The 25,610-nt window shown below is 51.4% G+C and carries 35 protein-coding genes; 3 read left to right on the forward strand and 32 right to left on the reverse strand.

Annotated features, from left to right (window positions below; genetic code table 11):
* Positions 1-37: 37 nt before the first annotated feature.
* The 31 genes from DES40_RS08525 to DES40_RS08670 form a co-directional block, all read right to left on the reverse strand.
* Positions 38-553: a hypothetical protein gene (locus tag DES40_RS08525; RefSeq protein WP_121100766.1), complete on the reverse strand. Its 516-nt coding sequence runs from the start codon at positions 551-553 to the stop codon at positions 38-40.
* Positions 553-1,539: a phage tail tube protein gene (locus DES40_RS08530; protein ID WP_121100768.1), complete on the reverse strand. Its 987-nt coding sequence runs from the start codon at positions 1,537-1,539 to the stop codon at positions 553-555. The genes DES40_RS08525 and DES40_RS08530 overlap by 1 nt, the downstream gene beginning before the upstream one ends.
* A gap of 52 nt (positions 1,540-1,591) precedes the next feature.
* Positions 1,592-1,876, reverse strand: coding sequence for a hypothetical protein (locus DES40_RS08535; RefSeq protein WP_121100770.1), 285 nt, complete (start codon positions 1,874-1,876; stop codon positions 1,592-1,594).
* A gap of 17 nt (positions 1,877-1,893) precedes the next feature.
* The gene (locus DES40_RS08540) at positions 1,894-2,328 is read right to left on the reverse strand and encodes a hypothetical protein (RefSeq protein WP_121100772.1); all 435 of its coding nucleotides are present in this window, start codon (positions 2,326-2,328) and stop codon (positions 1,894-1,896) included.
* Positions 2,328-3,041: a DUF6441 family protein gene (locus tag DES40_RS08545; RefSeq protein WP_147405877.1), complete on the reverse strand. Its 714-nt coding sequence runs from the start codon at positions 3,039-3,041 to the stop codon at positions 2,328-2,330. Before DES40_RS08545 ends, DES40_RS08540 begins: the two co-directional genes overlap by 1 nt.
* Positions 3,008-3,340: a head-tail joining protein gene (locus DES40_RS08550; RefSeq protein WP_121100776.1), complete on the reverse strand. Its 333-nt coding sequence runs from the start codon at positions 3,338-3,340 to the stop codon at positions 3,008-3,010. The genes DES40_RS08545 and DES40_RS08550 overlap by 34 nt, the downstream gene beginning before the upstream one ends.
* Before the next feature lie 47 nt (positions 3,341-3,387).
* On the reverse strand, positions 3,388-3,753 hold the full coding sequence (locus DES40_RS08555) for a hypothetical protein (RefSeq protein WP_121100778.1): 366 nt from the start codon (positions 3,751-3,753) through the stop codon (positions 3,388-3,390).
* Positions 3,754-3,834: 81 nt separating this feature from the next.
* On the reverse strand, positions 3,835-4,887 hold the full coding sequence (locus DES40_RS08560) for a major capsid protein (RefSeq protein WP_121100780.1): 1,053 nt from the start codon (positions 4,885-4,887) through the stop codon (positions 3,835-3,837).
* Between the two features lie 82 nt (positions 4,888-4,969).
* A complete protein-coding gene (locus tag DES40_RS08565) occupies positions 4,970-5,323 on the reverse strand; it encodes a head decoration protein (protein WP_121100783.1) in 354 nt (117 codons plus the stop codon).
* Positions 5,324-5,416: 93 nt separating this feature from the next.
* Positions 5,417-7,054, reverse strand: coding sequence for a S49 family peptidase (locus tag DES40_RS08570; protein ID WP_121100786.1), 1,638 nt, complete (start codon positions 7,052-7,054; stop codon positions 5,417-5,419).
* A 1-nt stretch (position 7,055) separates the two neighbouring features.
* On the reverse strand, positions 7,056-8,816 hold the full coding sequence (locus DES40_RS08575; RefSeq protein ID WP_147405878.1) for a phage portal protein: 1,761 nt from the start codon (positions 8,814-8,816) through the stop codon (positions 7,056-7,058).
* Positions 8,813-9,043 carry a gpW family head-tail joining protein gene (locus DES40_RS08580; RefSeq protein WP_121100792.1) on the reverse strand — a complete coding sequence of 77 codons (231 nt, stop codon included), beginning with the start codon at positions 9,041-9,043 and terminating at the stop codon, positions 8,813-8,815. Before DES40_RS08580 ends, DES40_RS08575 begins: the two co-directional genes overlap by 4 nt.
* Positions 9,044-9,045: 2 nt before the next feature.
* Complete coding sequence (locus DES40_RS08585) at positions 9,046-11,223, reverse strand: terminase gpA endonuclease subunit (RefSeq protein WP_121100795.1); 2,178 nt, start codon at positions 11,221-11,223, stop codon at positions 9,046-9,048.
* Positions 11,223-11,417 carry a hypothetical protein gene (locus DES40_RS08590; RefSeq protein ID WP_121100798.1) on the reverse strand — a complete coding sequence of 65 codons (195 nt, stop codon included), beginning with the start codon at positions 11,415-11,417 and terminating at the stop codon, positions 11,223-11,225. The genes DES40_RS08585 and DES40_RS08590 overlap by 1 nt, the downstream gene beginning before the upstream one ends.
* A 5-nt stretch (positions 11,418-11,422) precedes the next feature.
* Positions 11,423-12,034: a nucleotidyltransferase family protein gene (locus DES40_RS08595; RefSeq protein ID WP_121100801.1), complete on the reverse strand. Its 612-nt coding sequence runs from the start codon at positions 12,032-12,034 to the stop codon at positions 11,423-11,425.
* A 3-nt stretch (positions 12,035-12,037) separates the two neighbouring features.
* Positions 12,038-13,414 (reverse strand): site-specific DNA-methyltransferase, encoded by a 1,377-nt coding sequence (locus DES40_RS08600; RefSeq protein ID WP_121100804.1) that lies wholly within the window; start codon positions 13,412-13,414, stop codon positions 12,038-12,040.
* A 141-nt stretch (positions 13,415-13,555) separates the two neighbouring features.
* The gene (locus DES40_RS08605) at positions 13,556-14,164 is read right to left on the reverse strand and encodes a hypothetical protein (protein WP_121100807.1); all 609 of its coding nucleotides are present in this window, start codon (positions 14,162-14,164) and stop codon (positions 13,556-13,558) included.
* 294 nt (positions 14,165-14,458) lie between these two features.
* Positions 14,459-14,971 (reverse strand): hypothetical protein, encoded by a 513-nt coding sequence (locus tag DES40_RS08610; protein ID WP_121100810.1) that lies wholly within the window; start codon positions 14,969-14,971, stop codon positions 14,459-14,461.
* Positions 14,971-15,219 (reverse strand): hypothetical protein, encoded by a 249-nt coding sequence (locus DES40_RS08615; RefSeq protein WP_121100813.1) that lies wholly within the window; start codon positions 15,217-15,219, stop codon positions 14,971-14,973. Before DES40_RS08615 ends, DES40_RS08610 begins: the two co-directional genes overlap by 1 nt.
* Positions 15,209-15,376, reverse strand: a complete 168-nt coding sequence (locus DES40_RS13215; protein ID WP_170144942.1) for a hypothetical protein — start codon at positions 15,374-15,376, stop codon at positions 15,209-15,211. Before DES40_RS13215 ends, DES40_RS08615 begins: the two co-directional genes overlap by 11 nt.
* Positions 15,366-15,653, reverse strand: a complete 288-nt coding sequence (locus tag DES40_RS08620) for a hypothetical protein (protein ID WP_121100816.1) — start codon at positions 15,651-15,653, stop codon at positions 15,366-15,368. Before DES40_RS08620 ends, DES40_RS13215 begins: the two co-directional genes overlap by 11 nt.
* A gap of 49 nt (positions 15,654-15,702) precedes the next feature.
* Complete coding sequence (locus tag DES40_RS08625; protein WP_121100819.1) at positions 15,703-16,104, reverse strand: hypothetical protein; 402 nt, start codon at positions 16,102-16,104, stop codon at positions 15,703-15,705.
* A 141-nt stretch (positions 16,105-16,245) separates the two neighbouring features.
* The gene (locus DES40_RS08630) at positions 16,246-17,793 is read right to left on the reverse strand and encodes a DNA primase family protein (RefSeq protein WP_121100821.1); all 1,548 of its coding nucleotides are present in this window, start codon (positions 17,791-17,793) and stop codon (positions 16,246-16,248) included.
* A 106-nt stretch (positions 17,794-17,899) separates the two neighbouring features.
* Entirely contained in the window at positions 17,900-19,081 is a 1,182-nt protein-coding gene (locus DES40_RS08635; protein ID WP_121100826.1) for a hypothetical protein, read from the reverse strand.
* Positions 19,082-19,084: 3 nt separating this feature from the next.
* Positions 19,085-19,717 carry a MazG-like family protein gene (locus DES40_RS08640; RefSeq protein ID WP_121100828.1) on the reverse strand — a complete coding sequence of 211 codons (633 nt, stop codon included), beginning with the start codon at positions 19,715-19,717 and terminating at the stop codon, positions 19,085-19,087.
* Complete coding sequence (locus DES40_RS08645; RefSeq protein ID WP_121100832.1) at positions 19,702-20,052, reverse strand: hypothetical protein; 351 nt, start codon at positions 20,050-20,052, stop codon at positions 19,702-19,704. The genes DES40_RS08640 and DES40_RS08645 overlap by 16 nt, the downstream gene beginning before the upstream one ends.
* The gene (locus DES40_RS08650) at positions 20,049-20,690 is read right to left on the reverse strand and encodes a helix-turn-helix domain-containing protein (RefSeq protein WP_121100835.1); all 642 of its coding nucleotides are present in this window, start codon (positions 20,688-20,690) and stop codon (positions 20,049-20,051) included. The genes DES40_RS08645 and DES40_RS08650 overlap by 4 nt, the downstream gene beginning before the upstream one ends.
* Positions 20,687-21,067 (reverse strand): hypothetical protein, encoded by a 381-nt coding sequence (locus DES40_RS08655; RefSeq protein WP_121100838.1) that lies wholly within the window; start codon positions 21,065-21,067, stop codon positions 20,687-20,689. The genes DES40_RS08650 and DES40_RS08655 overlap by 4 nt, the downstream gene beginning before the upstream one ends.
* Complete coding sequence (locus tag DES40_RS08660; RefSeq protein WP_121100841.1) at positions 21,064-22,350, reverse strand: DUF7146 domain-containing protein; 1,287 nt, start codon at positions 22,348-22,350, stop codon at positions 21,064-21,066. The genes DES40_RS08655 and DES40_RS08660 overlap by 4 nt, the downstream gene beginning before the upstream one ends.
* Positions 22,347-22,838 (reverse strand): phage regulatory CII family protein, encoded by a 492-nt coding sequence (locus DES40_RS08665; protein ID WP_121100844.1) that lies wholly within the window; start codon positions 22,836-22,838, stop codon positions 22,347-22,349. The genes DES40_RS08660 and DES40_RS08665 overlap by 4 nt, the downstream gene beginning before the upstream one ends.
* Entirely contained in the window at positions 22,838-23,152 is a 315-nt protein-coding gene (locus DES40_RS08670) for a hypothetical protein (protein WP_121100847.1), read from the reverse strand. The genes DES40_RS08665 and DES40_RS08670 overlap by 1 nt, the downstream gene beginning before the upstream one ends.
* 85 nt (positions 23,153-23,237) lie before the next feature.
* Here DES40_RS08670 and DES40_RS08675 point away from each other — a divergent pair, with 85 nt between their 5' ends.
* Entirely contained in the window at positions 23,238-24,194 is a 957-nt protein-coding gene (locus DES40_RS08675; protein ID WP_121100850.1) for an XRE family transcriptional regulator, read from the forward strand.
* Here DES40_RS08675 and DES40_RS08680 read toward each other — a convergent pair.
* Positions 24,191-24,571 (reverse strand): hypothetical protein, encoded by a 381-nt coding sequence (locus DES40_RS08680; RefSeq protein ID WP_121100853.1) that lies wholly within the window; start codon positions 24,569-24,571, stop codon positions 24,191-24,193. The two genes, DES40_RS08675 and DES40_RS08680, sit on opposite strands and share 4 nt — an antisense overlap.
* A gap of 152 nt (positions 24,572-24,723) precedes the next feature.
* On the opposite strand from DES40_RS08680, the gene DES40_RS08685 reads away from it, so the two are divergent.
* Both DES40_RS08685 and DES40_RS08690 read left to right on the forward strand, forming a co-directional pair.
* Positions 24,724-25,014: a hypothetical protein gene (locus DES40_RS08685; RefSeq protein ID WP_121100856.1), complete on the forward strand. Its 291-nt coding sequence runs from the start codon at positions 24,724-24,726 to the stop codon at positions 25,012-25,014.
* A complete protein-coding gene (locus tag DES40_RS08690) occupies positions 25,014-25,601 on the forward strand; it encodes a J domain-containing protein (RefSeq protein WP_121100859.1) in 588 nt (195 codons plus the stop codon). Before DES40_RS08685 ends, DES40_RS08690 begins: the two co-directional genes overlap by 1 nt.
* The last annotated feature ends 9 nt before the right edge of the window (positions 25,602-25,610 follow it).

A 25,610-nucleotide genomic window follows, 5' to 3' on the forward strand; every position in this document is an offset into this window, starting at 1 on the left:
GTCGGCGCATTGTCGACAAAAGGACATCTTTTACCGTCTAAGCCTTTTTCGCCTTGGGCGCAGGGGGCATTGTCGTCTTTGCAGGATTTGCAATATTTTCCGCCGCCGCGCCAATCCCATTGCGCGAGGGCGAAAAGACGTTTCCCTCCAAGATGACCTTATCCGCTGCGCGCGCCTCTTGGTCGATAAAGTCTGATCCAATTTGTTTCATAACTTCGGTGATCGCGGCACGAGACACGCTGATGTTTTCGCCTGAAGGCGTTTCAACCCCTGTCCAGCTTTCAATGATCAAAACACCGAGCTCAACCGCGTAAGCAAGTTCTGAAAATCCCATTAAAACATGAGGCTCTGTCAAAGCGTCAAGATGATCAGGCGAATATCCAAAGTCGGATAAGACTTCGCCGCCATCCGCAAGGGTTCGCATTTTAGAGGCGGCTTTATTTCGCGCCGCTGTCCGCGTAACAATATCCGCGTAAGCGACCGTTATTGTTACGTCCCCTCCCGCCAGAGACAGTGTGCGAGATTGTTTGTCGGGGCTAAGCATTAAAACCATTATAGATAGTCGTTTTCTGCGACAAAGTTATAAAGCTCAACCGTTAGCATTGGATCATTGACGGTTTGCTCAGCCATGATTTCATATTGCACATCAATCCCGCCCGGGCCTGTTATCGGCTCTGTGGTTGGCGCGACACGGCAATTAGGCGCTTTTAAAATGAGCTTTGCCTCGCCTGCGCCTTGGAATTCAATTTCAACGGGGAAAAGACCATCCTCACCGCTAAAGGCGTCGGCGGCGAGATTGGCATAAGTTTCGTTTTTATAGCGAACGGTAATCGGCGAAGAAAAAGTGCCCTCCCCCGGATAAATATCACCGATAAAGGCATCGTCTGTGAGAAATTCTGCTGTCTCTAGGTTATTGTTATAAACAGGAGCGGCGCTGAGTAAACTGGCCTCTGCGATGCCGTCAACGCGGAAAATACCGCGATAAGCCGCGTAACGCAAAAGACCCATAGCTGTGCTGGCTGTGCCCAAAGAAAGGTCAGTCAGTTTTTCAACTTTTCGTGCAGCGCCCGCCACATTAATCCGCGCAAAACCTGCATTGCGGCCTAAATTAAAAGTCATCTGGCCACCAACAAAGCCCAGTACACGGCGATGCTTATCCGCTGCGAGACTGTAAGCCAGTGTTGTGGCGGGTAGAGCGTCTTTGCCGGATGTATAAACCCGTTTATTAGGTGCACTATCAATGCCCGCTGTAAAGGTCGGCGCGCCAAACATCATATTGAGCGCATAACCCAAATGATTAAGGCAGCCAGGCAGAACAAGAGAACAGGCACTATCGGCAAGCCCAGGCGCTGGCGCTGAGGCATCACGATTGTTATTCAAGTTACCGCCCAGAATCGGGTCCGCTTCAAAACTTTGCCCTCCGCCAGGTGAAATGGAATACATGAAGCTATTGTGGTAGCTGTCCGCAACAGCGGCGGTTTTAAGGTCGGCTTGAGGGCCAAAGTAAAGAGGGACGGATTTACCGCGTATTTGTGACATGGAAGTCTCCTTTTAAGAGGGTCTGATGAGAGAATGAAAGAGTGGCCGCGACCTATCGCAGCCCGATGCCTTTTTCTTTATCTGTGGGAATACGGGCCTCACCCGTTTTTAAAGCTTTGGCTTCCGCCAAAGTTAAGGTCGCGATGGTACCGCGCGCGCCATACACAGGGCTATCTTTAAGTAAAAGCCGGTAAGTATAGCCCGCCGGCGCACCATCTTTTTCAAGGGGGCGAAGACCTTCTTGAACGGTTTTAGGTTTTGATGTCACCGTCTTGATAAGAGTTTCATCAGCCTTTTTTTCAGCTGCCTTATTATCTGTCTTGTTTTCATCCGTCATAAGAACTTAGCCTTTCTCTATCCAACCGGACTGGTCGAAGTGTAGTGAAGTTGAATTGTAATCTGGGTGGCGCGAGATTTTTCAGCCCCTGCCTCTGGTTCGACATCGTTTGTCGCGCCAATAATCAGAACGTCATCGACGGCGTCCCCCAAGCGCGGATCTGTTTCGATTGCCTCAATAACCCGCGCGCGAATGATGGCCTCTTTGGCCTTATCCTTATGCAGGGTCACAATATCAAAACTGGCCTCGGAATAGACTTCATAAAGCGGCCGCGTCGCGCCGATTAAGGTTTCGACGAGCACGTCATTGCCCTCTTGCACCGTGACAAAAACATCGTCTTCGCCCAGATGGCTGGGATCAAGTTCGTCTTCGGCAATCGCCTCCAAACCTTCGAGGGTTTGAAGTTTTGCCAGAAAGGCCGCTCGCGCGCCTGTCGCTGTTTGATACGCCATCAATCGACTCGCCCATTTTCAAGAGAAGCGGCGATACCCCGCGCCAGAAATGCGCTCCAATCCGCCGCCAAATCCCGCTCAATTGCTTTATAGTTCAAGCGTTTTTTCAGGCGGGCTTGCGGCACGAGAACAAATAAAACCACATCTTCGGTGCGCCCTGTTCGGCGGGCCGTATCAGAGGCCGTCCGATATCCGCCCCGTTTGCTGCGAGATTTCTGCAAACCATCCGCGACTAAAAGGCCGATTTTTTTTCCCTTAACAGGGATTAATCGTAAACGCCCGAAACGGGATTCAGCTAATTTGATGAGGTTTTTTCTATTTTGCGAACGTGCACGCGCGGATATTGATGATAAAAAATCAGCCGTCGGAATTGGCAGGTAATGCCCTGCACCCGATTTAATCGTTTCGCCCGTTTCAAAAGCATTGATAATAACCGCGGCTTTATTATCAAAGCGAACTTTCGGTTCCATCGATAAGGCTCGAGACGGGAAAACCCGCGCGCGCCATGTCTTTGCCAATTTAGGCCCCAAACCGCCACGTTCAACATCACCGCGCAAGGCGCGCTTACCGCGGCCTTCCATGCGGTAAGCCGCATCCATAGCCCCGCGCTCAATCGCGTGAATTTCGCCTTCGATAAAATCACCGAGTTTGCCTTGAACGGCAAGGCCGAGTTCGAAACTCATGCCGAGACCTCGACCAATTCGAGCGTCCATTCGGCCTTGTCACTATCGAGCAAGCGCGGCGCAGCGTTGACCTTGTAATCAGTTCCATCAATCGCAGGGAAGGTGATAATATCGCCGACCACAATAATGGGAATTTCAGAGCGCCGCACCGTATAGATATTACGCACGGCCGTTACGTCGAACCCGCCGAGATTATAAGAGCCGTCGCCTTGATCGGCCAAAACCAAACAGTCCTGCCCCTGCGCGCCTGATTTGGGCGCGAAGAACGCCGGTAAGCCAAGCTCTTCATAAACGCCGTTCAAAACGGCATTGGCAAAATCAGAGGACATGTTGCAAAATTCAGCGGGTTAAAATCTCGGCGGATTAAAGACTGCGTTTAAGCCGCTTTGGTCTGCGCTTTAGCGGGCGCGGGATTTAAAACCGCCTCGAGATCATCAATCGTGATATCATTATCCGCCAGAATCTTTTCGATACGATCTTTATAGGCCGTCAGCGCTTTATTATCCGCTGCCAAGCCTTCATTTTCAGTTATAAGGCGCGCAATTTTTGACGTGTCTTGCGGGGCGCTTTCGCCCAATACAGTACCTTCTTTAAGGAAGACGCAAGAAGCCAATCCCGCAGCCGCTGTGTTTTCAGGGACCTTGATGGTTTCGCCCAAATCATAAGGTTTGTTGGTTTTCGGGTCTAAGTAGAGGCCAGCGACAACAACCGAAATCATTTGCATTTTAGTTTTAGTAGACATGAAATGTCCTTTCAAATTTTTATAAGGGAGGGATAAAACCCGCCCGAAGGCGGGTTTTAAGCGGTTTTCTTTCCGATCGATTTAGTTATCGGTTACCGTGCAGTGATTGACCGCGTTCGGATTGCCCGGCACGATAAGCGGCGCAGATTGCGTCATAAGATTCCGTTTTGAAGGATCTTCCTGATCCCACATCTTTGGGAAATACTTTGTCGCAACCATCGCTTCATGGTCTTCGATCGCGCCGAAAACTTGCATGCCGTTTAATCCAGCAGGCGCAACAGAAATGCACGTCTTACCAGGAAGATAAGGCACTAACTGGCCTGATTGATTGGTGTATTTTGCTCCAAACACCCAGAATTCATGGTCACCAGAACTGCCTATATAACGCGCGCCTGTTGCATTAGACGCCACATTCCCATCCCCCAAGGCAATTGCAGACAGCTCTACATTGCCGGAGGCCTGACGGCGGTTATCAAGGGTTTCCCGCCAGTTGGTGTCTTTCCGTGCGAGTTTCCACGCTTCGGGCGTCATAATATGAACTGTCCCTGCAAAGCCGGTTTCGTCCTGAATTTTACCCGCACGCTCTTCGAAGAAATCTTCGGCGTTAAAGCCGGATTGATCCCAACGCGCCGTACCCGAGAGTAATTCTGTATGAGACGATTTACGGCCAAAATCGACAGTCACCGACGGATAGTCATCGCCTTCGACCGTCACAGACCCGCTAATCATCGCTGACCATGCCATCCATTCGAGGCGGCGTTCGATCATATCGACTTGTTTCTGCAATAATTCAGCCACGTAGAGATCACGGCGCTGCGCAATTGATAAACTCCCTGTAATTGGCTCACCTGGACGGCGCTTTCGAGCCTGACTCGGCGAGACCGTATGTTTGGGTTTAATATAAGCGGGGCGGAAGACCTTGGTATCAAAGCCTTTATGTTTAATCGACTTTCCCGCCACATTAGGGCTGACAAAAGGCGCAAGCGGAGCCGAGAAGGGCAGCTTGTCAAACATAATATCTTCGTCTTCTTGTTCTTCAATTCGGCTGAAAAACATATCCAACGCAAAAGTTGGCGGGGTTTCGACGTGCTCTTCAATCATGCCCAAGAGCTGGGACGTTGCATAAAGATCCATTTTTTCTTTCCTTTAAATGGGGTTTGGCCAATAAAAAACCCGCTCAAAGGCGGGTAATTTTTGGCAATCGCGTTTAACCGCTCTAGATGGCACCGAGCGTTTTGAGGGTGATGGGCGTCCGATCAAAGGCCGCAATCAATGCAGCGTCTGTCCAATCACCCTTTTCGATTTTGCTAATGTCAAAACCGCCTGACTTATAGAACGTCAGCGGATCATCATCCGCCGCGGCCGCATGCGCTGAAATACCAATTGGAACTTCAGAGCCGTCTTCGGCCGCGGGATCAGAGGCAATGACTTTTTTGCTTGATGTCACACGTCCGATAACAGTAATCGCGGTCACGGCCGCGCCTGCCGTTGCCGTTTCGGTTTGAATGGGATAATCGCCGGCATGAATTTCCTCCGGCGTGTAGCTTTCGCTGTCGAATGTCGCTGTCATGTTGTCTCCTTTTCACAGCGTTGATCGAAATTTTTAACATCGGTCATCGATCGAAACCGAGTTTAGAGGCCGGAGGCCGCTAAGGGTCGACCGCTATCCTCTGCGGCCAATTCGAAGTTTAGGATTGGCGGCCTTGGCCGCGGCCATGCGCTGGACAGGGTCCTTTGAGTCTGCACTTGGGCCGCCTTCGCTGGGTTGAGCGCTGTTAAGCGGTTTTGGCGCATCCGAAATCATCGTTTGAAGCTGGGCACTGGCAGCCTTTGGAGCCGTTTTAATGAGATCCAAAGCCTCAACCGATGTAAGTTTTTTATTATTGACCAAGGCTTCGGCAAAATCACTACAACCGGCCGCTTGACCCGCTTTCATAATTGTCAGGGCGCGGGCAGTGGCATCTTCGTCTTCATCGACGGTCTTTGGGTTTTGGTCATCGCCCTCAGCTTTTGTATCTTCGTCTTCGCCCTCTGCTATTGTATCTTCGTCTTCGTTTTCAGCTTTTGAAGCTTCGTCGTCACTTTCAGCTTTGGGGTCTTTCTCATCGCCTTCGGCCTTTGAATCATCGCCTTCAGCTTTTGATTCTTCATCTTCATTTTCAGCGGCAGTTTTCATCGCCAAAGAAAGCGCGGATTTTTGATTTAGGTTTAGGGTTGAATTGCTGGCTTCGAGCAATTTTTCAAGAGCGGCTTTGAATGACATATCAGTCTCCTTTGTGGTGGCCGTTTGGGTTGGTGTGGCACGCGCGGCAGGGGCCGATTGCGCCGGGGTTACGGCGACCGACGGGCCACCCTGTAGAAAAGATGAGAACAAGGCGCGGGCCCTGCGTGGATTAGCCACGATATCGACAAGGCCTGCCGTCTGGGCGGCGTGACCTGTGTAAATATTGGCATTTTGAGCGAGCACATCGGCGGTATCCAAACCGCGCGCACGCGCGACATGCGCAACAAAGACTTCGCCAACCGGAGCAATAACATCATAAAGCCGGGCGCGCTCATCCTCATCGAAAGCTTTATAACTGCCGCCATCACCTTTGAAGTCGCCAAAATGAATTGGGACAGGGCGAATGCCGATTTTTTCGTTAAATCCGGTGTTATCGGAAAGGAGCAACATCACGCCGATGGATCCTGTGACAGCGGTGGATGAGGCGATAATGCGATCGCAGCAGGCGGCAAGGGAATACCCCGCCGAACAGGCCGCGCCTGTCACAATGCCCCAAACCGGTTTTGCGCCTTGGGCTTTGGCCTGAAGGATATAGTCAACGGCTTCGAACCCTCCCTTGACGAGGCCCCCAGGAGTGTCGAGCTCAAAAATAATGCCCTGAACATTTGGGTCAAGCTGCGCTTGTGCATGAGCCGCCGCTATCCGGTCATAGCCATCGCGGGCCACACTTTGCTCGTTTTGGTCCTCAATCATGATGGCCCGATCATAAAGTGGACCTGAAATTCTTATTGTAGCGATTCCCTCTGAGAGGTTATCCCACAATGGCCGCGCGCCTTCGCCGCCATTTATTTCGGCGTGATTCAAATAGCGATAGGTGGGGCCCCGAGAACCCATCATAGGCATAAGGGCCGAAACACCGGCCATGAGCTGGGAAATCAGACTGCCAAGGGCGGGTTGCATCGCGCCGCCAAGCTGGTCCACAAATTGCGTTTGCCCCAATGGGGCCAGCAAAAGCGGCTGACCCAAATAATCAGAGAGGCGCGGTAATTGGGCAAGGGTTTCAGTTTTATAGGTCATGCTAGGCTCGACTTTTGTTTTTCATGAAATCGATTTGTGTGACTTCGGTTTCAGCATTTACGGACTCATTATCTGTATTGCCTTCATCCTCTGTATTGCCCTCATCGGATTTATCTTCGCGGGCATTGGTCGACATCGCGACTTTGAACGGCATAACTGGCAAACCTAAATCTTCGCGGGCTTTGCGCTCGCGGGCTTTTTGGTGCAGAATATCTTTCCAATCTTTGCCTTGTTCAGCGGCCTCATCAGCAAGGCTGGATAAATCCAAATTCATGCGAATGCCCGAAGCTGTGGCCTCTTTGACGGGATCGACCCAGCCTTTGGGCGGCAAGATAGGTTTAAACCGCGCATAGGCCGCAGGCGCGTCGTAAAAGTCAGGGGCAGTGTTGCCCGACTTTCCTTTCGGCGGGGTAAGACGGCGAAGGGCGAAAGCCTCTTCGAGCCATGCGAAAAACCAAACCCCGAAAAACCCTTTGGCAAAATCTTCTTGATCACGGCGAAAGTCTTTATAAATTTCGAGTAATGCGCCTCGGGCCGCAGAATAGTTTAGCTTGTCCCATCGCATCGTCATCTGTTCAAAGGTCAATCCAGCTGCCGCTGCAACATGATGCAAAACGCGATTCACAAAATCTTCACCCGTATCGCGCCGCGTTTCAACGGGACTGTATGTGTCACCACCTGGCAACACAGGATATTTTCCACCCATCGGGTTTTTCCGCACCCCTGGATTCGCTTCGTAATAATCCAAGCGTTGTTCTTCGATTTTTGTGGCAACCTCAGCCGCGACAGCTTGCCCAGCCGTAGCCACATCAAATTGCGAGGTAATAAATCCCGTGACAACAGAATTGGCGACCTTGGTTTGAAGCTCTGCATCATCAAAAACATTCAACGCTCGCAGCGGTTTGAGCAAAGGCGTCAGGCGCGACGTCCCGCGCAATTGACCAATACGGGTGCGAACTTTGTGGTGAATAACATTGGGGCGGCCTGTGCCGCCGCGCATTGGAACGCGGCGCCAAGTTTGGGATTTCATCGGCACTGTCCAATCAGCGGGATGACCTTCGCGAATATGAATCGCAATCACCCGCCCATTACCGTCAATTTCCATCCCGCGTTTTAACGTTTCTGTGTCCATGGCGTTTTGCGGGTTAGAAACACGGTCTGGGTCAATCAACTGTATCCGCGTCGCGTAATGATGGCCGCGATGCGGCGCGACCATAGGCAGAAGCGCAAATACCTCGCCGTCACGATAAGTATAACGATAAGCCATGCCGAGGATTTGCGAGAGGCTATAATCTTCTTCGATCGTCAGGCAGCCCAAGGGATGGTTTGTGTATAGCTCCCACTCACATTCAATTAATTCGGCCAAATCCACAGCGGCGTCAAAATCCAAACCTAGCGCTTTGGCATTGGGCATAGCGGTTAAGCCCCAACCATGGCCGATGATATTATCAACGCGCCGTTCAATCGCAGAGCGGGCCAGCGGGTCATTATTTTCAAGGTCACGGATCCGCGCTGTGACGGTATCGCGTTCATATTGATCGCCCAGCGGGTTAGGCGCGTTTAAATAAGCCGACCAGCCTTCGAGAAGTCGGCTGTCATCCCCTGCCCCATCAAAACGCCGACCGCCAAACCGGGCGCTGCGGGTTTCAACGGGCACACGCAGTCTCGTTTCAGTACCGTTAGGTTTTGGCGTGATAGAAAACATTCCGTCCTGCACGGACGACACCGTCAAATCGGTTTGAATAGGTGTTGAAAGGGTCACAATGTTCCCCGCACATAACCATGGCGGCGTGCGCGGGACGCCCCATTTTGTTCTGGGCAAAGCGACTCTAATTCCCGGATCGCTTCGTTTAAGGCGGCCAAATCGACAGGGGCATAAGTGACCTCTTTATCGTTATAGCGCGCCTTAGTTTTTAGCTTTCCTGTCAGCAGGGCTGTTTTGGCGGCGCGGAGACTGGTCAATTCGGCGCGTTGCGCGTCAGTGCACATAATTAATCATCCCCATCATTATTAAGGCGGGCCAAGCGCGCAAGCGCCGCCGCACGACTGGCTGTGCGCGGCAGGACTTTGGATTCAGTCACACCTGCGGCCTCCAATTTATCCTGGACAGAGGCCAAAGGTGCGGGCCCCCATAAATCTTCGAGAGATTTTTGTTCTTTTTCAGGTTCGCCGCCGCGTTCTGCAATCAGGGCCTCCCAATCGGCAGGGGTCCGGCTGTCCCAGCGCAGACGGCCGCAGGCTAGGGCCAGATTATAAATCGCAATATCATGATGCTCATTGGCGCGGCGTTTGATTTTTTCCCAATGATAGGAAATGCGGCCGCCCCGTCTTTGATGTGGAATTAACACTTCTGCAGTTAATTGGGCAAAAAACTCAATGTCAGCATTTTGCCCAAAATGGATAATGCCTCTGGGCCATTGGCCAACCTCATTTGGGCCTTCTGTCCATTGCCGGATCATTCCATATAAACGGGATTTAAGATTATACGTGCCAACATCAAATTTTTGAATCTGGCCCATCACGATATTACCGACCTTATGTTTCAAAGTACGGGCCGTGCCCAAAGGTGGGGCATGCGGTTTATCGGAACCACGCCCATCCAAATTCAGCACATTCGGAAAACCTTTGGTCGCCTGATAAACATAAGGCGAACGATAACCTGAATCGACGCCCCACAAATCAACCGGAATTGTCACTCCAGAAGAATATCTATAGGCCTTAGTTGCCCATAATTCGCGGGCCTTTTCCCAAACTTCGGGCTGATCAGTTGCGCCCTCAAGAATACCTTTTTCGACGAGTTGCCCCTGAAGATTTGGGCCCCAAGCATAGGTGCCCCATTCAATTCGGTCGATTTGGACATCCATAGCGCCGGTGGCGAAATACATGCCGGGCAAGATTTGCGCATCCGGGAAGCTCTCGACCCGTTTGGCGAGATCTTCGTGGTCGGGGGCTTCGCCGCTATCATCCCACGGTTCGGCCAAAGTTTGTTGCCAAAAGACTTTCAGGCTTTCGGGATTGCCTTCGGCGTCTTCGGATTCGACAAGGATGGATGGCCAATCGCCAAGATTAGAATAGATTTTCCAGAGATGATAACCTTTGACGCGGCGGCCTTCGCAATCGCGGGCGCGCCAATGGGGCAGAGCCGCGCGGGCGACGATAGACGGCGGGGCGGGATTACTGGCGTCTTTGGACGGGAAGCAAGGCAGCCAAACGCCCTGGGCGACCATATCGAATTTATCGCGTTCATAAATATCACAACCACAAGAGCCGCAGGAATAAACCGCAACTTTTGCACCTGAGCCTGATAAGCCCCAAGCAAGGTTTTCCCAGTCCAGAATTTGGAAATCATCGCAATGCGGACAGGGAACATAAAATCGGCGTTGATCGGAGCGTTCATATTCTTCGGAAATTTTGCAGCTATGTTTTAACTGGCAGGTCGAAGTGAGCAGATATTTCGAAAGCGCGCCCCAAGCCTCCATCCGTTTAATGGCTTGGCGTACGGGGTCGCCGCGCGAGCCCGCCTCGGCCGGATATTCGCCGACTTCGTCGCCCCAATAGCGGGCGCGAGAGGAGCTCTGCAAATCGGCCGAGGCATTGGCGGAGCCCAAATGGCAGCCGCCGCCCGCGAAATGTTTGAAACGCGTTGTGGAATTTTCGCCGAGCCGGTCGCCTTCGGGTGCAATCGATTCGCGCATACGCGGCGTGGCATCGATAGAGGGCTGTAATTTTTCGCGGTTGAATTTAACCAGCTGGACGATACCCGGCTGGGTTATCAGCATCGGTTTATGATCAATATCGGCGACATAGCCGAGCCAATTAATGCCAATTTCGGTTTTGCCGACTTGCGCCGACATTTTACAAACAACCCCAGCACAGGGATCATCGGAGCCGAGCGATTCCATAGGTTCGACCAGATAAGGCGTTGTGGCATTGTCCCATTTACCCGGACGCGGGGAACCAGAGCCGGGCGCAATATAGCGATATTTTTGCGCCCATTGCGCGGGGTTGATATCTTCGGGCGGCAAGACAGCTTCGGCCAAAGCGTCAAAAGCGACGATATGGCCGACCGCCACAGCGGAGAGGCCAATGCGTAGGCCCCATTTAATGAAACCTGAAGACAGCACATCATAGCCCCTGTCGAGGTATGATTTTAATTCAGCGGGGGTCATTAACCGTTCCCGTTGCCCGATAGGGTTTGCGCGCCCGCAGGGCGTGACGGCGGGGACGCCGAGGCGGTCGCAGGCGTGGGCCCCGCAGGGGAAACCTCTATATCACCAAAATACTTCACAATCGCAGCCGTTAGCGTCGATTTGCGAGAGTCCACATGACCAATCATGGCGATGCGTTTGGGGCGTTCGATCATAGCGTTTAAGCGCTTCGCCGCGTTTCAGATTGGCCAGCCTCTTGAGAGGCAGCAGCGATTTTATCGAAGCCGCGCAGGGCTTCGGCATATTGTTCCAAAATATCAAAATCGGCGCGTTTAAGCGCAACAAGGATATCATGGGCGGATTGATGTTCGAGCCGTTTGGCCAAATCGGTGCGGCGGCGTTCCATCGCTTGGTGCAAGAGCGCAGCCGCGGCGGGGCCCACGCCTTGGACTTCGATTTTGGGTACGAGGTTCCCCGCGGCGCGATTATATTTCAGATTGGACATCCGCGCATCGGCGGTTTCTTTGGCGGCCCGAGAGGCTTTGACACGATCAGCCATTTCGTCGCGGACGGGCTCGGGCGGTTCTTGTCTTTGTGCGGCCTCTGGGTTTTGGGGCGCTTCGCTTTGTGCTTTAAGCGGGTTTTGCATGGCGGCAAGGTTAGAATCTGTGGCGGCCACATCGACGCGTATTTTTTGATTAGCATCATGGACCAAAACCAAATGGCCTTGATTTTTCCATTTATTGACAGTTTGGCGTTCAACCCCGCGATAGCGGGCATAGGCAGCTTTGGTCATAAGGGTGGGAATATCCGCGCCTGATGTTTCAGACATGGTTTATTCAGCGGCCTCTAGTTCAGCCGATTGATATTCGGCTTCGTAATCGGATAGGGGACGACCGTCGAGCGTGGGTTGTTCGCCCGTGGCGAGACGCCAACGGCGTAAAATACGGTCGCAATAAGTTTCTGATAATTCAATCAGGCGCGCTTGGCGGCCACGGTTTTCGCAGGCCATAAGCGTGGAGCCTGAACCGCCAAACCCGTCAATGACGATATCACCCGCTTTGGTCGAATTGCGCAAGGCGCGTTCAATTAAAGCGACAGGCTTCATCGTGGGATGGAGGCCATTGCCTTGGGGTTTGGGGAATTCCCAGACCGTGCTTTCATTTTGCGGGCCGTAGAATTTGTGAGACCCTTTGACCCAGCCGTAAAGGATCACTTCGTGTTGATAGTGGTAATCCGCGCGGCCAAGGACTATATGATTTTTAACCCAAATGATTTGATGGTTTAGCGGATAACCTGAATCGGTCATTGCGTTCATCATTGAAAAATTGCCCTCGGAGCCACCCGTCATGCAAACGTAATATGCGCCGCCCTCGGCCATAAAGGCGCGCGCGGCGGTAAAAGCATCGGTAAGAAACGGGATGAGATCAGCGGCGTTTAGAGCATCGTTTTCGATAATTTCTTCATTTTGACTCTGCGTCCCCCCGACGCCCCGACGATTCATATCGGCAGTCTTTGCGGAATAACTCACACCATAAGGCGGATCGGTAAAGAGGAGGTGCGCTTGCGCGCCAGCCATAAGGCGTGTCCAGTTTTTCGGATCGATTGAGCTGCCACATAAAAGCTTATGCTGGCCCAGATGCCAAATTTGCCCCGAACGCACGATTGACGGGCCGTCTTTCGCCTCTATTTCAGGGTCGGCAGATTTGGTTTTGGTTGCGGCGCGGCGCTCGGCGCTGATATCCATATCCGGCAGGAACTTGATTAATTCACGGTCATTAAAGCCCAGCATCGATAGGTCGAAGTCTTCGTCAATATCGGCTTCGGTTTGGAGGGCTTCTAATTCGCTTTTCAAAATATCGTCATTCCAGCCCGCTAGGTCTGATGATTTATTATCCATAATCACAAAAGCGCGTGCTTTCGTGAAATCAAGATGGGAAGCATCAGCGCAGGGGATTTCCTCTATGCCTTCGAGTTTGGCGGCTTCAACCGTGCCGTGACCCGCTAGGATGAGATTATCACGCCAGATTACAATTGGTTTGCGGAAGCCATATTCGCGCAACGATGTCCTGATGGCCTCAATGTTGCGCTTGGAATGCTTGCGGGAGTTTTGATCGTAAGGCTTTAAGGCATTAACTGACCGATAGACAATCGACAGCTCGGGCGCTGTATCGGGCGCGGGGCTTTCTGTGATGTCAGTTTCGGTTTTCATGAAATGCGAGTTTCCTTTTGTAATTGGTGGGGCGGGATTTTGTAAACCGCGCGGCCATTTGTAAGCCTTGTTAAAAATACGAGTAAAAAAAAACCTCAAACGCTCTGCCCGCCCGTATACGCGGGGTGGCTAGGAAGGACCCTACGATTCAGGGGCTTCGGTTAAGGGTTTTCTGGGGATAGCCGATATATGCATCGCTTTAGGGGGGGAAGTCAATCCAAGCTGAACTGCCAAGTGCGATAGTCCCAAACGTAAGAATGCACCCCCCACCATCCGTCGAGCTTCAGCCTTGCTATACGCCCCGATAAACCCGTCAATCCCTGTCAGCGTAGCCCCGTTTATCACGACAGCCACCACAGCCTGTCGCACTTCAGGAATGAGCATACCCATAGCCCACTCCCAGTTTTCCTGTGCCTGCACCCGCGCAGCCATAGCCCGATCAGCCCCCGCTCCCCCGCCACCAGATGTCCGCTCTTCGTATTTAACCGACCGCATAGTCGATCCGAACCCGCGATCATGCACAGCAATAAGCCAAGCCGCCGCCTTAAGGTCCGCATCTGATAAAGACCCCTTCGCCCGCATCCGCACCAATGTCGTCGGCAAGCTTTCCGTCAGTCGAACCGTCCCGAACCGAGAGACCGAAACCAAAGAACCCGACCCCACAATCCGCTCAACCGTAGGACCGCTTCGCGGCAAGCCAGAGAGCTTTCCCTTAACCTCATCCCGCTCAGTCTTAACCGTTTTACCCATAACTCTTTTCCTTCTTAAAAATAACTTCAAATGCAAATATGCAAAAATGCAAACAATTCAGGGGTTAGCCCCGCGCACACACACCCACACATGGAGCAACGCTCCTGCAAAGTTTGCATATTTGCATAAAACCTAACCTAAACTCTTGTTTTTAAATACATTTTCTAAAATCTCTTTGCATATATTTTGCATTATAGTCGCATGTTTTCGGTGGAGTTTGCGGCCAAAACCCCCAGATGCGCTCTGATAAGAACGCCGCCAAACCGTCCAAAACCCATGGCCGCTCCTGGGGCTTCATAACAACTCCCCTTGAAAACCGCCCTGAAAACCGCCCTGAATCTCCGCCACATCATCAGACCCTATCGAACCCGCTACCGACCGAGTAGCGCGGGCATTCGCCACGCATCCCGCATAAAAAGCGGCCCGAACAATGCGCCGCAAATTCATATCCTTATGCGCCGACCGCCCCGCCAAAAATCGGTATATCCGCTCGCACGGCTCCTCAAATTCGGGCGGCATGTGCGGCGGATCTGGACGGGCATCAAGCAAAGGCGGACATTCGCCAAGCGCGCACACAGCGCATTCAGCGCCCTTGCAAGAGGCGGAACATTTCGGCCCGCCAACCGCTTGCAAAACCGCGCTCGCTTTATCGGTTAATTGCATTTCCCCAAAGCGCACATAGCCCCGCTCCCACAGCGATAAACAAACCCTCTCCCGCGCCTCTCGCTGATCCGCAGGCATACGATAATCACCGCGAATATCGCGCAAAACATCCACCTCAAAATCAGTAAGTTCTAAACACTTCATCACGCACCGCCTTTCAGGGCTGGCCGCGCGGCATGAGACGCCACATATTCGCGCGCCACATGTTTAGTCTCGCAAACAATATACTGGCCAAGGGCTAAGGGAAATTTTACGCGCCCGACCCAACCCTCGGCGTTCTTATAAACAGCCCCGCGATAACGACCCTCGGCATCCAAACACACCTCGGTTCCACGACAAATTTTTTCAAACGACACAGCCTTTTCTATCTTCTCTTGTTCTTTACTGGTCATAATTACCCCCAAATTCAGCCGCGACCTGCGAAAGCAAACAGTCGTAATTGTCATTTGCTGTAGATAGCAACAGGTCAACCTCGCGACCTATCTTAAGCGCTACTTGTCCAGCCACGCTCTCGGACTTCATCAAGTTTTTCTGCTCTTTACTGGTCATGGTTTGTCTCCTTTGGGCTTGGAATTATCCTCGCGTCCTGAGTGGCAACAAGATGTTCATCGCGCGAAAGATAATAAGCAAGAAGAATGGCATCGAAATGTGCGGCCATCTCCTCGTTGCGACAGGCGTTTCTCTTTTTTACTAAGTCATGTACCACAAGCCGCAGGACTTCTGTGCGACTAAGATGAACTGAAACACCCATAGCTATATCCATACTTCTAGCAGAGGCCATTCCATCCATAAACTGTTGCATTAATGCTGTAGGTTTATCGCTCATTAAGCACCTCCTTCTAGGGGCGAACAAGGCTCTAAAATTGTGCTTATCATCACTCACCGCCTTTCAGGGCTTCTTGCTCTTGCATCCAATTCACCATGTCTTCGTAATCGGTATCATCCCAAATTACGCCTAAGCCGCCACACTCACCGCATCCTGAACCTTGCTCGCAGTTGAAGAATGGATGAAATGAATACCACCCCGTCGAAGCCCCTTCATTAGTTTCGTGACAACCCGAACAAGACTTCCAAAAACCACTCTCGTCCATTGCCTCCCTTACCGATTCGTCTGGCGTGGAAAGCTCTCGCCTCTCACTCTCAGCAAGAGCGGCTTTAAGACGGATAATTTCGGCGCGTAGTTCTTCAACGCTCTCTGCGGTTTCAAGAGCTTCATTAAGCACCTTTTTCCCGACGTCAGGAATATGGTCGCTCTCTGTGTGTTTTGTGTTGGTCATTTTATTGGCTCCCCTTTTGAGGTTAAAAAAACAGTGTGATTGCAACGAGAGCACTCATTGAACGGGCCGAATGTCCAAATCTTTCGGATATATCTGTGACCAAAAACACAACAGATTATCTTTTTCATAAACACCCCCTCATCAATCCGACAGCTCAATGCCGGCCTCCATTGCGGCGGCATCGATATTCTCTTTGCCCCGACTTTTTTCACGGGTTTCTTCTGTTTGCATCATCTGCAAACCAGACTTTAATTGGATCTGATCTTTGAATGTCTGCCCGCCTGGGCGAACCGAAACGATTTGCCTATCAGAGAGCTGCGCAGAAAATGTGCGGCTGGCCATAGGTCTAAATGAATTCATTTCACACCACGCGGCGTAATCTTCATAAAGCTCCGAAAGCGGGATTTTATGATCGACAGTTTGGCCGTAATCAAACCGCTCATCCAACCAATCGCCCATGGGGTCAGATTGCCCACGATATCGTTGCACCGCATCTTTCACGGCGTCAGGCGGATTTAAACCGTCCGCCATCCAATCCCCCAAACCCTCAATTGCCCAGTTTAAAATACCCGCAGCTTCTGCCTGTAATTTGCGGTCAATATTACGGTCTCTTACCGCTTCAGGAATGCGGTTTGTCCATTCCAATAATTGGATGCGGCGCCATGTTCCGTGATCCGATGATGTGATAATGGGCTTTGGATTGCAGGGGACAATCATTTTAAAAATAGGGAAAAACTCAAAGATGTCTTGGCGCAATTTTCGCGCCGTCATCCGGTCCCCTCCCGTCAAAGATTTTACGCCGGCCTCATCCAGCTTATCACCCTTTTTCGGCTCGGACACATAAACAAACCGCGCCGGCCCCGCCAGACGGGCAATATCAGGGCTAGCATCCGACCCGCTGCGATAATCATTGGCTAAAAACGAACGAATGCTGACGCTCATCGCATAATCACCCAACATATAAGCCAGCGCGTTAATCGTAACGGATTTACCGTCTGCGCCCTGCCCTTGCATAATCAGAAATTTCTGTTCTGATATATCCCCCGTCAAAGAATATCCGCACCAGCGTTGAAAATAGGCGCGCTTTTCAATGTCAGGCAGACACATCTCCAAATGCTTACGCCAGAGCGGACAATCTGCCTCGGGGTCATAGGCCACCCGCGCGGTCGCGGTGCAATAATTTTGCTTGTTATGCGGAAACAATACCGCCTCAACACCATTATCAGACGGTTTAAAATGCAAGGTCCCATTTTGCACATTCAAGAGATAAGGGTCTTCATCCCAATCTTCGCGGTCACGCCGGACAAGCGCCCCCGCCTGATCCAGCATCGCACGGGATTTGCCGGCATTGCCCGAATCCGCGCCCCATTTACGATGCGCGGCGATACGGGCGTTAAAATCTTTGGCCTCCTCCCCTTCATAAGGGCCTTTGGCCTTCAGCGCGTCGGCTTCTAAATCGATTGCATCAGCGGTCGCATGCGCCGCAATCCGCGCCTTGGATTCCCCGTCATCATCAATGGCCCAGCAAACACCATTCCAGGCCCGCCACCCCTGCCTTGGGACAAAACGGATATCATCACCAAAACGTTCAATCATTCTCCGGGCATTACCCAGATCCGATTTAGGCAAGCGCGCCAGCATTAAATCATCTGCAGCAGGCTTGACCTGTTCTTCTGAAAAACGAGGCATTAGGCAATTCTCTGCTGTGAATATACCGCAGGCTCGCCGTCCCAAATTTTACCGATATAGCGCCCGTTTATTTGAGACCACAAAGCCTGCATCTTCCCATCAGATTTCATATCAGCTCCATCTGTTTTTCCCAGGCTTCACACTGGGCTTTAATATCGGCGTTCAAGGCATCAGGGCCTCGCCTTAATGTGTAACGGCGCCCCATCTGGCCAGAATCGCGCTCAATAATTGCGCCCGCATCAATCAAACCCTGCAAACCAAGGCGCACAGTCGCGAATGAAAATTGCAAAACCCCAGAGATATAAGAGCGGGATGCAGGGCCATCATGGCGATGCAGCATTCGCAGAATTAAAGCTTCACTGCGAAGCAAAGCCGGCAAGGCCTCAGGGGTTTTTTCAGATGTCCTCGCAGGCCAAAACCTCTGCGTTCGGCCGCGCTCTACTGGCAAAGCTCGCCAATCACCTCTCTCCACAAGGCCATTTGCAACCCGCCGAGAGAAAGAGCGGCTAATTTTGAAATGATCGGCCAAGGCAGTTAAAGTCAAACCTTCAGGATACTCAAGAATTAGCCTTGCCTGATCACGTACCGAGTCTTCCAATAGACTTTGATAGCGCAGGTCAGCGGCCGTCAGCCCCGCCTCACCCTCTTCAGAGGATGGCATACGTGTCTCGGCTGCACGGCTTAAAGCCTCCGCCACATTGCGCCGATAAGTCTTTTGCTTTTCAGCCGCGCGAAGTCGAGAGCAGGGATTGATGGTCTCTAAAGAACGTAACAAACGAAGAGAAGATACAGTCTTTGAATCTGACATAGAATCTGACATGGAATCTGACAGCGCAATGGCTTTCTTTGATCCTTTCAAACATGCCAAAACATAGGCTGCCCCATCCACACTCAGCCCCATGGCCTCGGATAAACGCAGCCGAATATCAAAAATAGTCAACTCAGAGAGATCATCCCAATCATGCAATAGGCTAAGCGCCCAGACCTCTTTGATATTCAACTTAGCAAAGGGCGGCCACTTACAATTAGTGGTCCATAAAAAAGGGGTTTCTCCTCGGCGGAGGACACGGCAATGAAAGGGCGACAGGTTCTGCAGCCTCAAATAACCCAAAAGCGTGCGGGACGGTTTAGGCGACCAGCCATAAAAATCCACCAAGGCCTGGGGGTCAATGCCTTCAGGATAGGTTTTAATTAAAACAGGTAAATCCTGAATAAGCTCAACAACCTGCTCAGCAAAGCCTTCACATCCCCGCAATTGTCCCAAAATGTCAGCGGATGACCACGTCATTGACTACACCGCCGCCGCGTTCTTCGGCATATCGCCGAGCCAGACTGGAAATCCATATCGCTCTGATACCGCATTAAATTTCCAGACAATCGCATCTGATAAATTCACGCCGTAATATTGCGCCATGATCATCAAATATTTTTGGCAACGTCGAAGGGATTTTTGCGTTTGCGGCGATAAGGGCGGAATCGCATGGGGCATGATAGAGTCCTCGCGCCGTAAATGGCGGATCTTCTCACCCAAAATGCCTAACCAAATCCCCAGCTCGACCGTGATATCTTCGCCGCCCAGAAAGGATGATACTTCTGGAAAATTATGCTCGTAGCTTTCAAAAAACTCCGCCCGCATTCCCAGTTTTTCCGCTAAAATATCTAAATAGATAATGGCGTCCGCAATTTCATACCCTAAATCGAGCATTAATGATTCATGGCTTAAACCTAAATGGGCCCCTAAATCGGCAATGCCATCATCCAGCCGGTCCAATTTTTTCCGCGCGCCAGCCGCTTCTCCCGCCTCATTCAACAAAGCGCCATAAAGCTTAGCAATATTCCAAGACGTTTCCGCTTTGGCTTGCCAATATTTTTGGCGTTTTATATTTGCCTGTCTCAAATCCGTGACCGTTAAATATGTTGACATAAAGGCTCTCCCTTCATTTTCGACTCAAGAATATCCATGGCATCCTCCAAGCTAATATTACGCGCTAAAGCCACGAGCTGGACAACATCACCTTGCGCACCGCACAGGGCTGGCGGCTGGCCTTTCAAAGGCTGCGGTGGAGTCTTCACCCCGCATAAAAAATAATGTTGCGACGTGGAAATGTCCGGGCCGTGGCAAACCGGACAAATATGAATGGCAAGGGAAAGCCCTTCTAATTCCGCTAGTAACCGATAACCATCCGCGATGGTATAATGCGCCTTTATCAGCGCACGCCTGTGGCGATTATGCACGCTCTTTGGCAAAGGCCCATTCATATCAGCCCCTTTGCGCGCAGCCCATCGGCAACTCTTATGGCGGTATGATAGCTCACATGATGACGTTCGGCCGCGTCTTTGACAGGAAAACCTGCTAAGATATCCGCCCGAATGGCACATGAATCCACATCAGCGGTTTTACTATGATGCAGATAACGGTCCTGAATAGTGTCTAAATTTATGTCAGGTAAAATACGGTCTCGACGATAGACTTCCGCAATATTTAAGAGCTTTTTTCGCTCTGGAAGATCATAACCAACCCCCCAAAGCGTAACAATTGGACAGCCCATTGCCGCAAGAACACGCCTTACCTTACAAATATAGACATCAACAATTTTATCCAAGGGCGGTTCATGATTATCCCAATACATCGCCTCATAAAGTTGGCGTTTTGTTTTCGAACCTTCACAGAGCGCCGCCAGAATACGACCCGCCAGAGGGCCAAAACCCGCCCGCTTTAATAGCGGATGCGCGTCCTCAACAGCCTTACACAACACAAACAGGTCAAAACCCTTTTCCGTGAAATCACTTTGCTGCTCTCGAAATAGAAAATCGACATTGGCCGCGTAATTTTCCAATATTTCACGGTCCATAAGTTTGAAATCTGGCGGGCTTTTAGGAAAGATGAAATCCGTCACGCCCGCACATCCAATAGCGCATCTTTTTGAGGTTGGCGAAACACCCCCACTTCCCCCGCGCGAAGGCGCGCATGGCCAAACTCAGTAATATTACAATCCTGCCCAATCACGCCTATGGATTTCAGACGACTTAACATCGTCGTCGACACAATAAAGGTGCCGCATTCGCCAGTCATCTCGGTGCTATGGCCGGTCCATCCGTCTCTCACCCCGACAACGCGGCCCAGATCGTTGATGGCCTCTAAATCCGCCAAAACCGCGTCGCTAATTTCGACGGCAATTGGCGCGCATTTTGGTTCTAATTTATCGGCCAAGGCGCGAAGCCCTGCCGCCGTCAATCGGCTCCAGTTTCCAGATTTTAATAAAACGGTACTCATACGTCCCCCGAAGATGTTGAAATAAAGGCCTCTAAATTGGCCAAACTATCGGCATTATCGGCCGCGACCTTTCTCTGCAGGGCGTCATTGGCATCACAGCCAGCCGGCGGCCAAGCGATCCAAACGCCGCGCACCCCTGCCTGCGCATTGAATTTGGCAGAGGCGAGGTGAAAGGCCTCTTGCGCGCGCTGCGTGCCGGGTATTTTATTCTTCAGGTCATCCTTTAAATCGTCTTCAGCGATAATTCTGACGCTGCCATTCCAATGGTCAGGTGGTACAAACCCAGGGCGATTAAGATCAGGTTTTGGCACGCCGCGCGGCAAACCAAGCTTTGGCACGGGGACACCGTTTCGGGTAACAATCTGTGTAAATAGAGGGCGGTTATATTTATCCCGCGCCTGTGCGCCCGTCACATTGCCGAGCGAAAGCCCCGCCCAATAGGCGCCATGTTGCGCTGTATGGCCGCTCAAAATATCAAGCTGCCGCGCGGCCATGACCGATTCCAATCCTTCGCCAATATTTAACGTTTGCGGCGATTGCGAAGGCGCGGACGGGTTTAACGCACCCCAAAGCGGCGCAGCCCCGCCAAAACAATCGCCATACATTTGTTTGGCGGCGCGCTTGCCTTTTGGGCCGCGCTTTGTGGCGTCGATTTTTCCAGACCCGTCCGCCTTTAAAAAGGTCACATGTGCGCCCGTGACTACGCCGTTTTTATAAACGGGATGGGTCATGGCCCGAAAGACTTCGCCGGAGCGGTTTTTAAGGCTGGGGTGATAACCCAGCGCTTTCGGTAATCCGCCTAACACATCAACGCGGATATCGCGGCCATATAAATAGGTCTCGACAATCGTGCCGGTCGCAGGTCGCGATTCAGAAATTATCTTTTGCGCATATTCAATCAACCGCGCACGATATGCCGCCTCATCTTCATCGCGCTGCTGAATATCGCGGTCAATCGCCTTGATTTGAGCAGGGCTCGCCTCGCCAATTTCAAGGCCTGCCAGAACTTGCGCTTCTTTAATCGCCTGCGGAAAGGACAGACCCTTTTGCGTCATAAGCCAGGTAAAAATATCACCGTGACTACTCGTTGAAAAACAATGATAATGATCGCACCACACTTTAAACGAAGGGGAGCGCTCGGCAGAAAAGGGTGACAATCCCACATCTTTTTTGGCATCTTCACGCTTTAATTTTACGGAACGGCCAATCACGCTTCGCAGATCAATACGTGCAATAAGGCGCGCCTTATCAATCGCGGACAGGGTTTTATACTCCCCGCTCATCTATCGCCCGCCTGCTGGGATGTATCGGCAATCGCGCGAAAATGTGCTTTCAAAAGCGCAGCCCCGTTAATCACAAGGTCCAGCTGGGTCATCAGCTTTAAATCCGAAACCTCATCGGCGGTCACCTTGCCATCAGCGATCGTGCGCGCCAGTTTGGCAATGACTGCACCGCCCTCGGCGATTTGATCCGCCGTTTGGCTTAAAACACAGCCACGAACTTCGGGCTGGGCAATCAAATCATACCCCAACTGGTCTGCCATATAAGTCAAAAGCGCCGTATTGTCTGATGCCGCCATTAAATCGAGGGCAACATCAACTGGCATGAACCGCGCCGTATCATCGCTATGCTGCGATGAAAATCGCTGCAAGCATGACAAGCTTTCAATTCGCGAATGCGGCGCGGCGCATTTCAGCGGACCAAAACTATTTAACAAAGCCTTGGTCGCTGTTTTTAATCCGCGATAAGTGGATGAAGAAAACGCGCGCATTAAGCCTCGCCTCCACTCTCAGGGATAGAGGCGGCCAGAGGCCCTGTTAAGGCCCCATCCAAAGGCATGGGGATATTCACCCGCGCTTTCCCCATGACGGGGTCATTATCAGACGCTAACTTGCCCTCATGACCCAAACGTTTCAAATAAGCTTCAATCAGCTCAAGCGTCCCAAGAGACACGTTTTCACCCCTTTCAAGCTTGAACAACACGCGCTTATCAACCCCAGCCCCCAAGCAAAAAGCCCGCGCGCTTACGTCATGCGCCTTGCAATAATCCTGCGCTTGATTCAGAATAGTTTCACGAATTGTCATGAGGCTGGAAATAGTGGGAATAATTATTCCCGTCAAGTATTATTATTCCCGTGCGGGGATAATTGTTTCCGTATAAGGCCGTGATATGGTAGACAAACAAGACAGAAGCGCAATTTTACGCAGCCGGCTACGAACGCTTATGCGACTAAAAGGCATCTCTGGCCGCAAGTTATCAGCACACACCGACCTTTCAGAAAGCTATGTTAAGCGCATTTTATCTGGCCACATCCTTATACCCAGCGCAGATATCCTCGCGAGAATAGAGCGCTCACTTGGTGTTCCGCTTGGCTATCTAACCGCGGCAAAAGAAAATATTTACGACGAGAATTACCTGGAACGATGTATCGACGCGGAAAAATATCGTGAAATAGCCAAGAATACCTCTGATAAAGATCAGAAAGCGCGGCTGTTACATGACGCGGACCTTCTGGATGAGGCATTTTACGACGGATCGTTTGAATGGCTTGCTGCATACGCGCCGCGCGGAACGGTTCAAAACTATATAAAACGCATGCGTTCACGTGAGCTCTTTTCGCCTTACGACACGCATGATTATACATATAACACGCACAGCCCACATGAAGCCTTAGAGATGGCCAGCGCGGACGAAGAATTTGACTCTGCACCTTACATGGCTGCGCCGACCCCACAACCAAACCAAATCCCGATCATGGGCTATGTCGGGGCAGGCGCCGAGATTCACCCCATCAATGATTATGCCAAGGGGGATTATGAAGACTCAATTATTGCCCCCTTTAATGTCCCAGAAAACGCCGCAGCCCTCCTCATTAAAGGCGATTCAATGTACCCCGAAATGGATGATGGCGATATTTTGGTTTACAGTCCTCATGCCCCGTTTGAGCTGGAAAATTGCTTGGGCCGTCGCTGCGTCATTCATACCGCGGACGGACAAATACTTGTAAAACGGCTAAAACGCGGCAGCCGCAAAGGCCTGTTTAATTTACACAGCGCGAATGCCCCCTTAATGGAAAACATAGAAATTACATGGGCCGGCCGCGTTCACGGCACAATTTATCGCTAATCGAGATTAATGCGCCGGTAACATCGGCTCGCGAATTTTTCTTGGCAGGTCCGCTCAACGATTACGACGATGCGCTCGCCGGTCAAAAGCTTAAGCGGGCAATGATAAATATTCGGGGTCTTTTTTTCCCCGCCAAGCATCGCTTCAGATATTTCATAACCCGCCTCCTTATTCACCAAATTCGCGCCCATGACGCAGGTCTCAATAACGTCGGCATCACTATAATCTGAAACTTTACTTCCCCCCACCCCTGTCATGGACTCCAAGACACTCGACCCAATCAGGAATGCAATAACAATCAAGATGACAACGACGAAAGTAACCCCGCAGCCACTCTTATTACGTCTTTCCACGTAAACAATTTTTTCTTCAGCCATAACTCCTCTTACACGTTTAATCTGTAATCGGAAAGGACTACATACTGAAAGAGAAGGTATAATAATTCCCGTTTTTAGAAATTATTCCCATAATTGAATTGACACGGGAATTATAATTCCCTATTTGTCGCTCCAAATTACGGAGCTGACTCATGCAAACCCCTGACACACCGCGATCACATTCACTGGCACCGACGCCGCCTATTCGCCTCGGCTTACCAGACTATAGCGCACCACGCTTCACAGCCCGCGAAACAGCTTCAGCAGAAGACTTAATCGCGGCGGCTAATCGGCTGACCTCTCTCATCGAAAGCGCACTCCTTGAAAACCGACTCTGGAATAAAACCCAATTGCGGGACTGTATTCGCGACATCGGCCTAAAAACCACAATCCTTTGCCGCCATCAAACACACCCTGTCAGAACAAATGGTGAGTGTCCCTAATGTCCCGCCCTATTAACGCTTATCCTCTTCAATGGCCGCAGGGTCATCCGCGCCAAGGCCCGCGCAAGGCGACGTCTCAATTCAGAACGCAGCTAAAAGGCGCGCTGAATAACGTAAAAGACAGCCTGCAGAAATTTGGCAATGACAGCGGCAAAGCGGTCACAAACTTAGTGATAAGTTCTGACGTCACGCTCGGCGTTGATAACCCGCCTGATAGCGGCGTTGCCGTTTATTTTGATTGGGCGGGGGAACCGCGCGTAATTCCTGTCGACCGCTACAGCAAAGTGCAAGACAACCTCCAAGCTATTCACCACATTATCGAGGCCCGCCGGACCGAGCTCCGCCACGGCGGCCTGCACATTGTGAAAACCAGTTTTGCAGGCTTTAAAGCGCTGCCCCCTCCTGCTGATTATGAAGATTGGCAAACCATTCTAAAGCTTGGGCAGGACGCTACCCGCGCAGAGATCTTCAGCGCCTATAAAAACTTGGCTAAAATACATCACCCCGACAAAGGGGGAAACGAAGCCGAGATGCAAAAAATAACAGCGGCCCGCGATACGGCCCTTGCTCAATTGGGGCAAGACTAATGTACGCCC

The sequence above is a fragment of the Litorimonas taeanensis genome (assembly GCF_003634015.1).
Classification (GTDB): Bacteria; Pseudomonadota; Alphaproteobacteria; order Caulobacterales; family Maricaulaceae; genus Litorimonas; species Litorimonas taeanensis.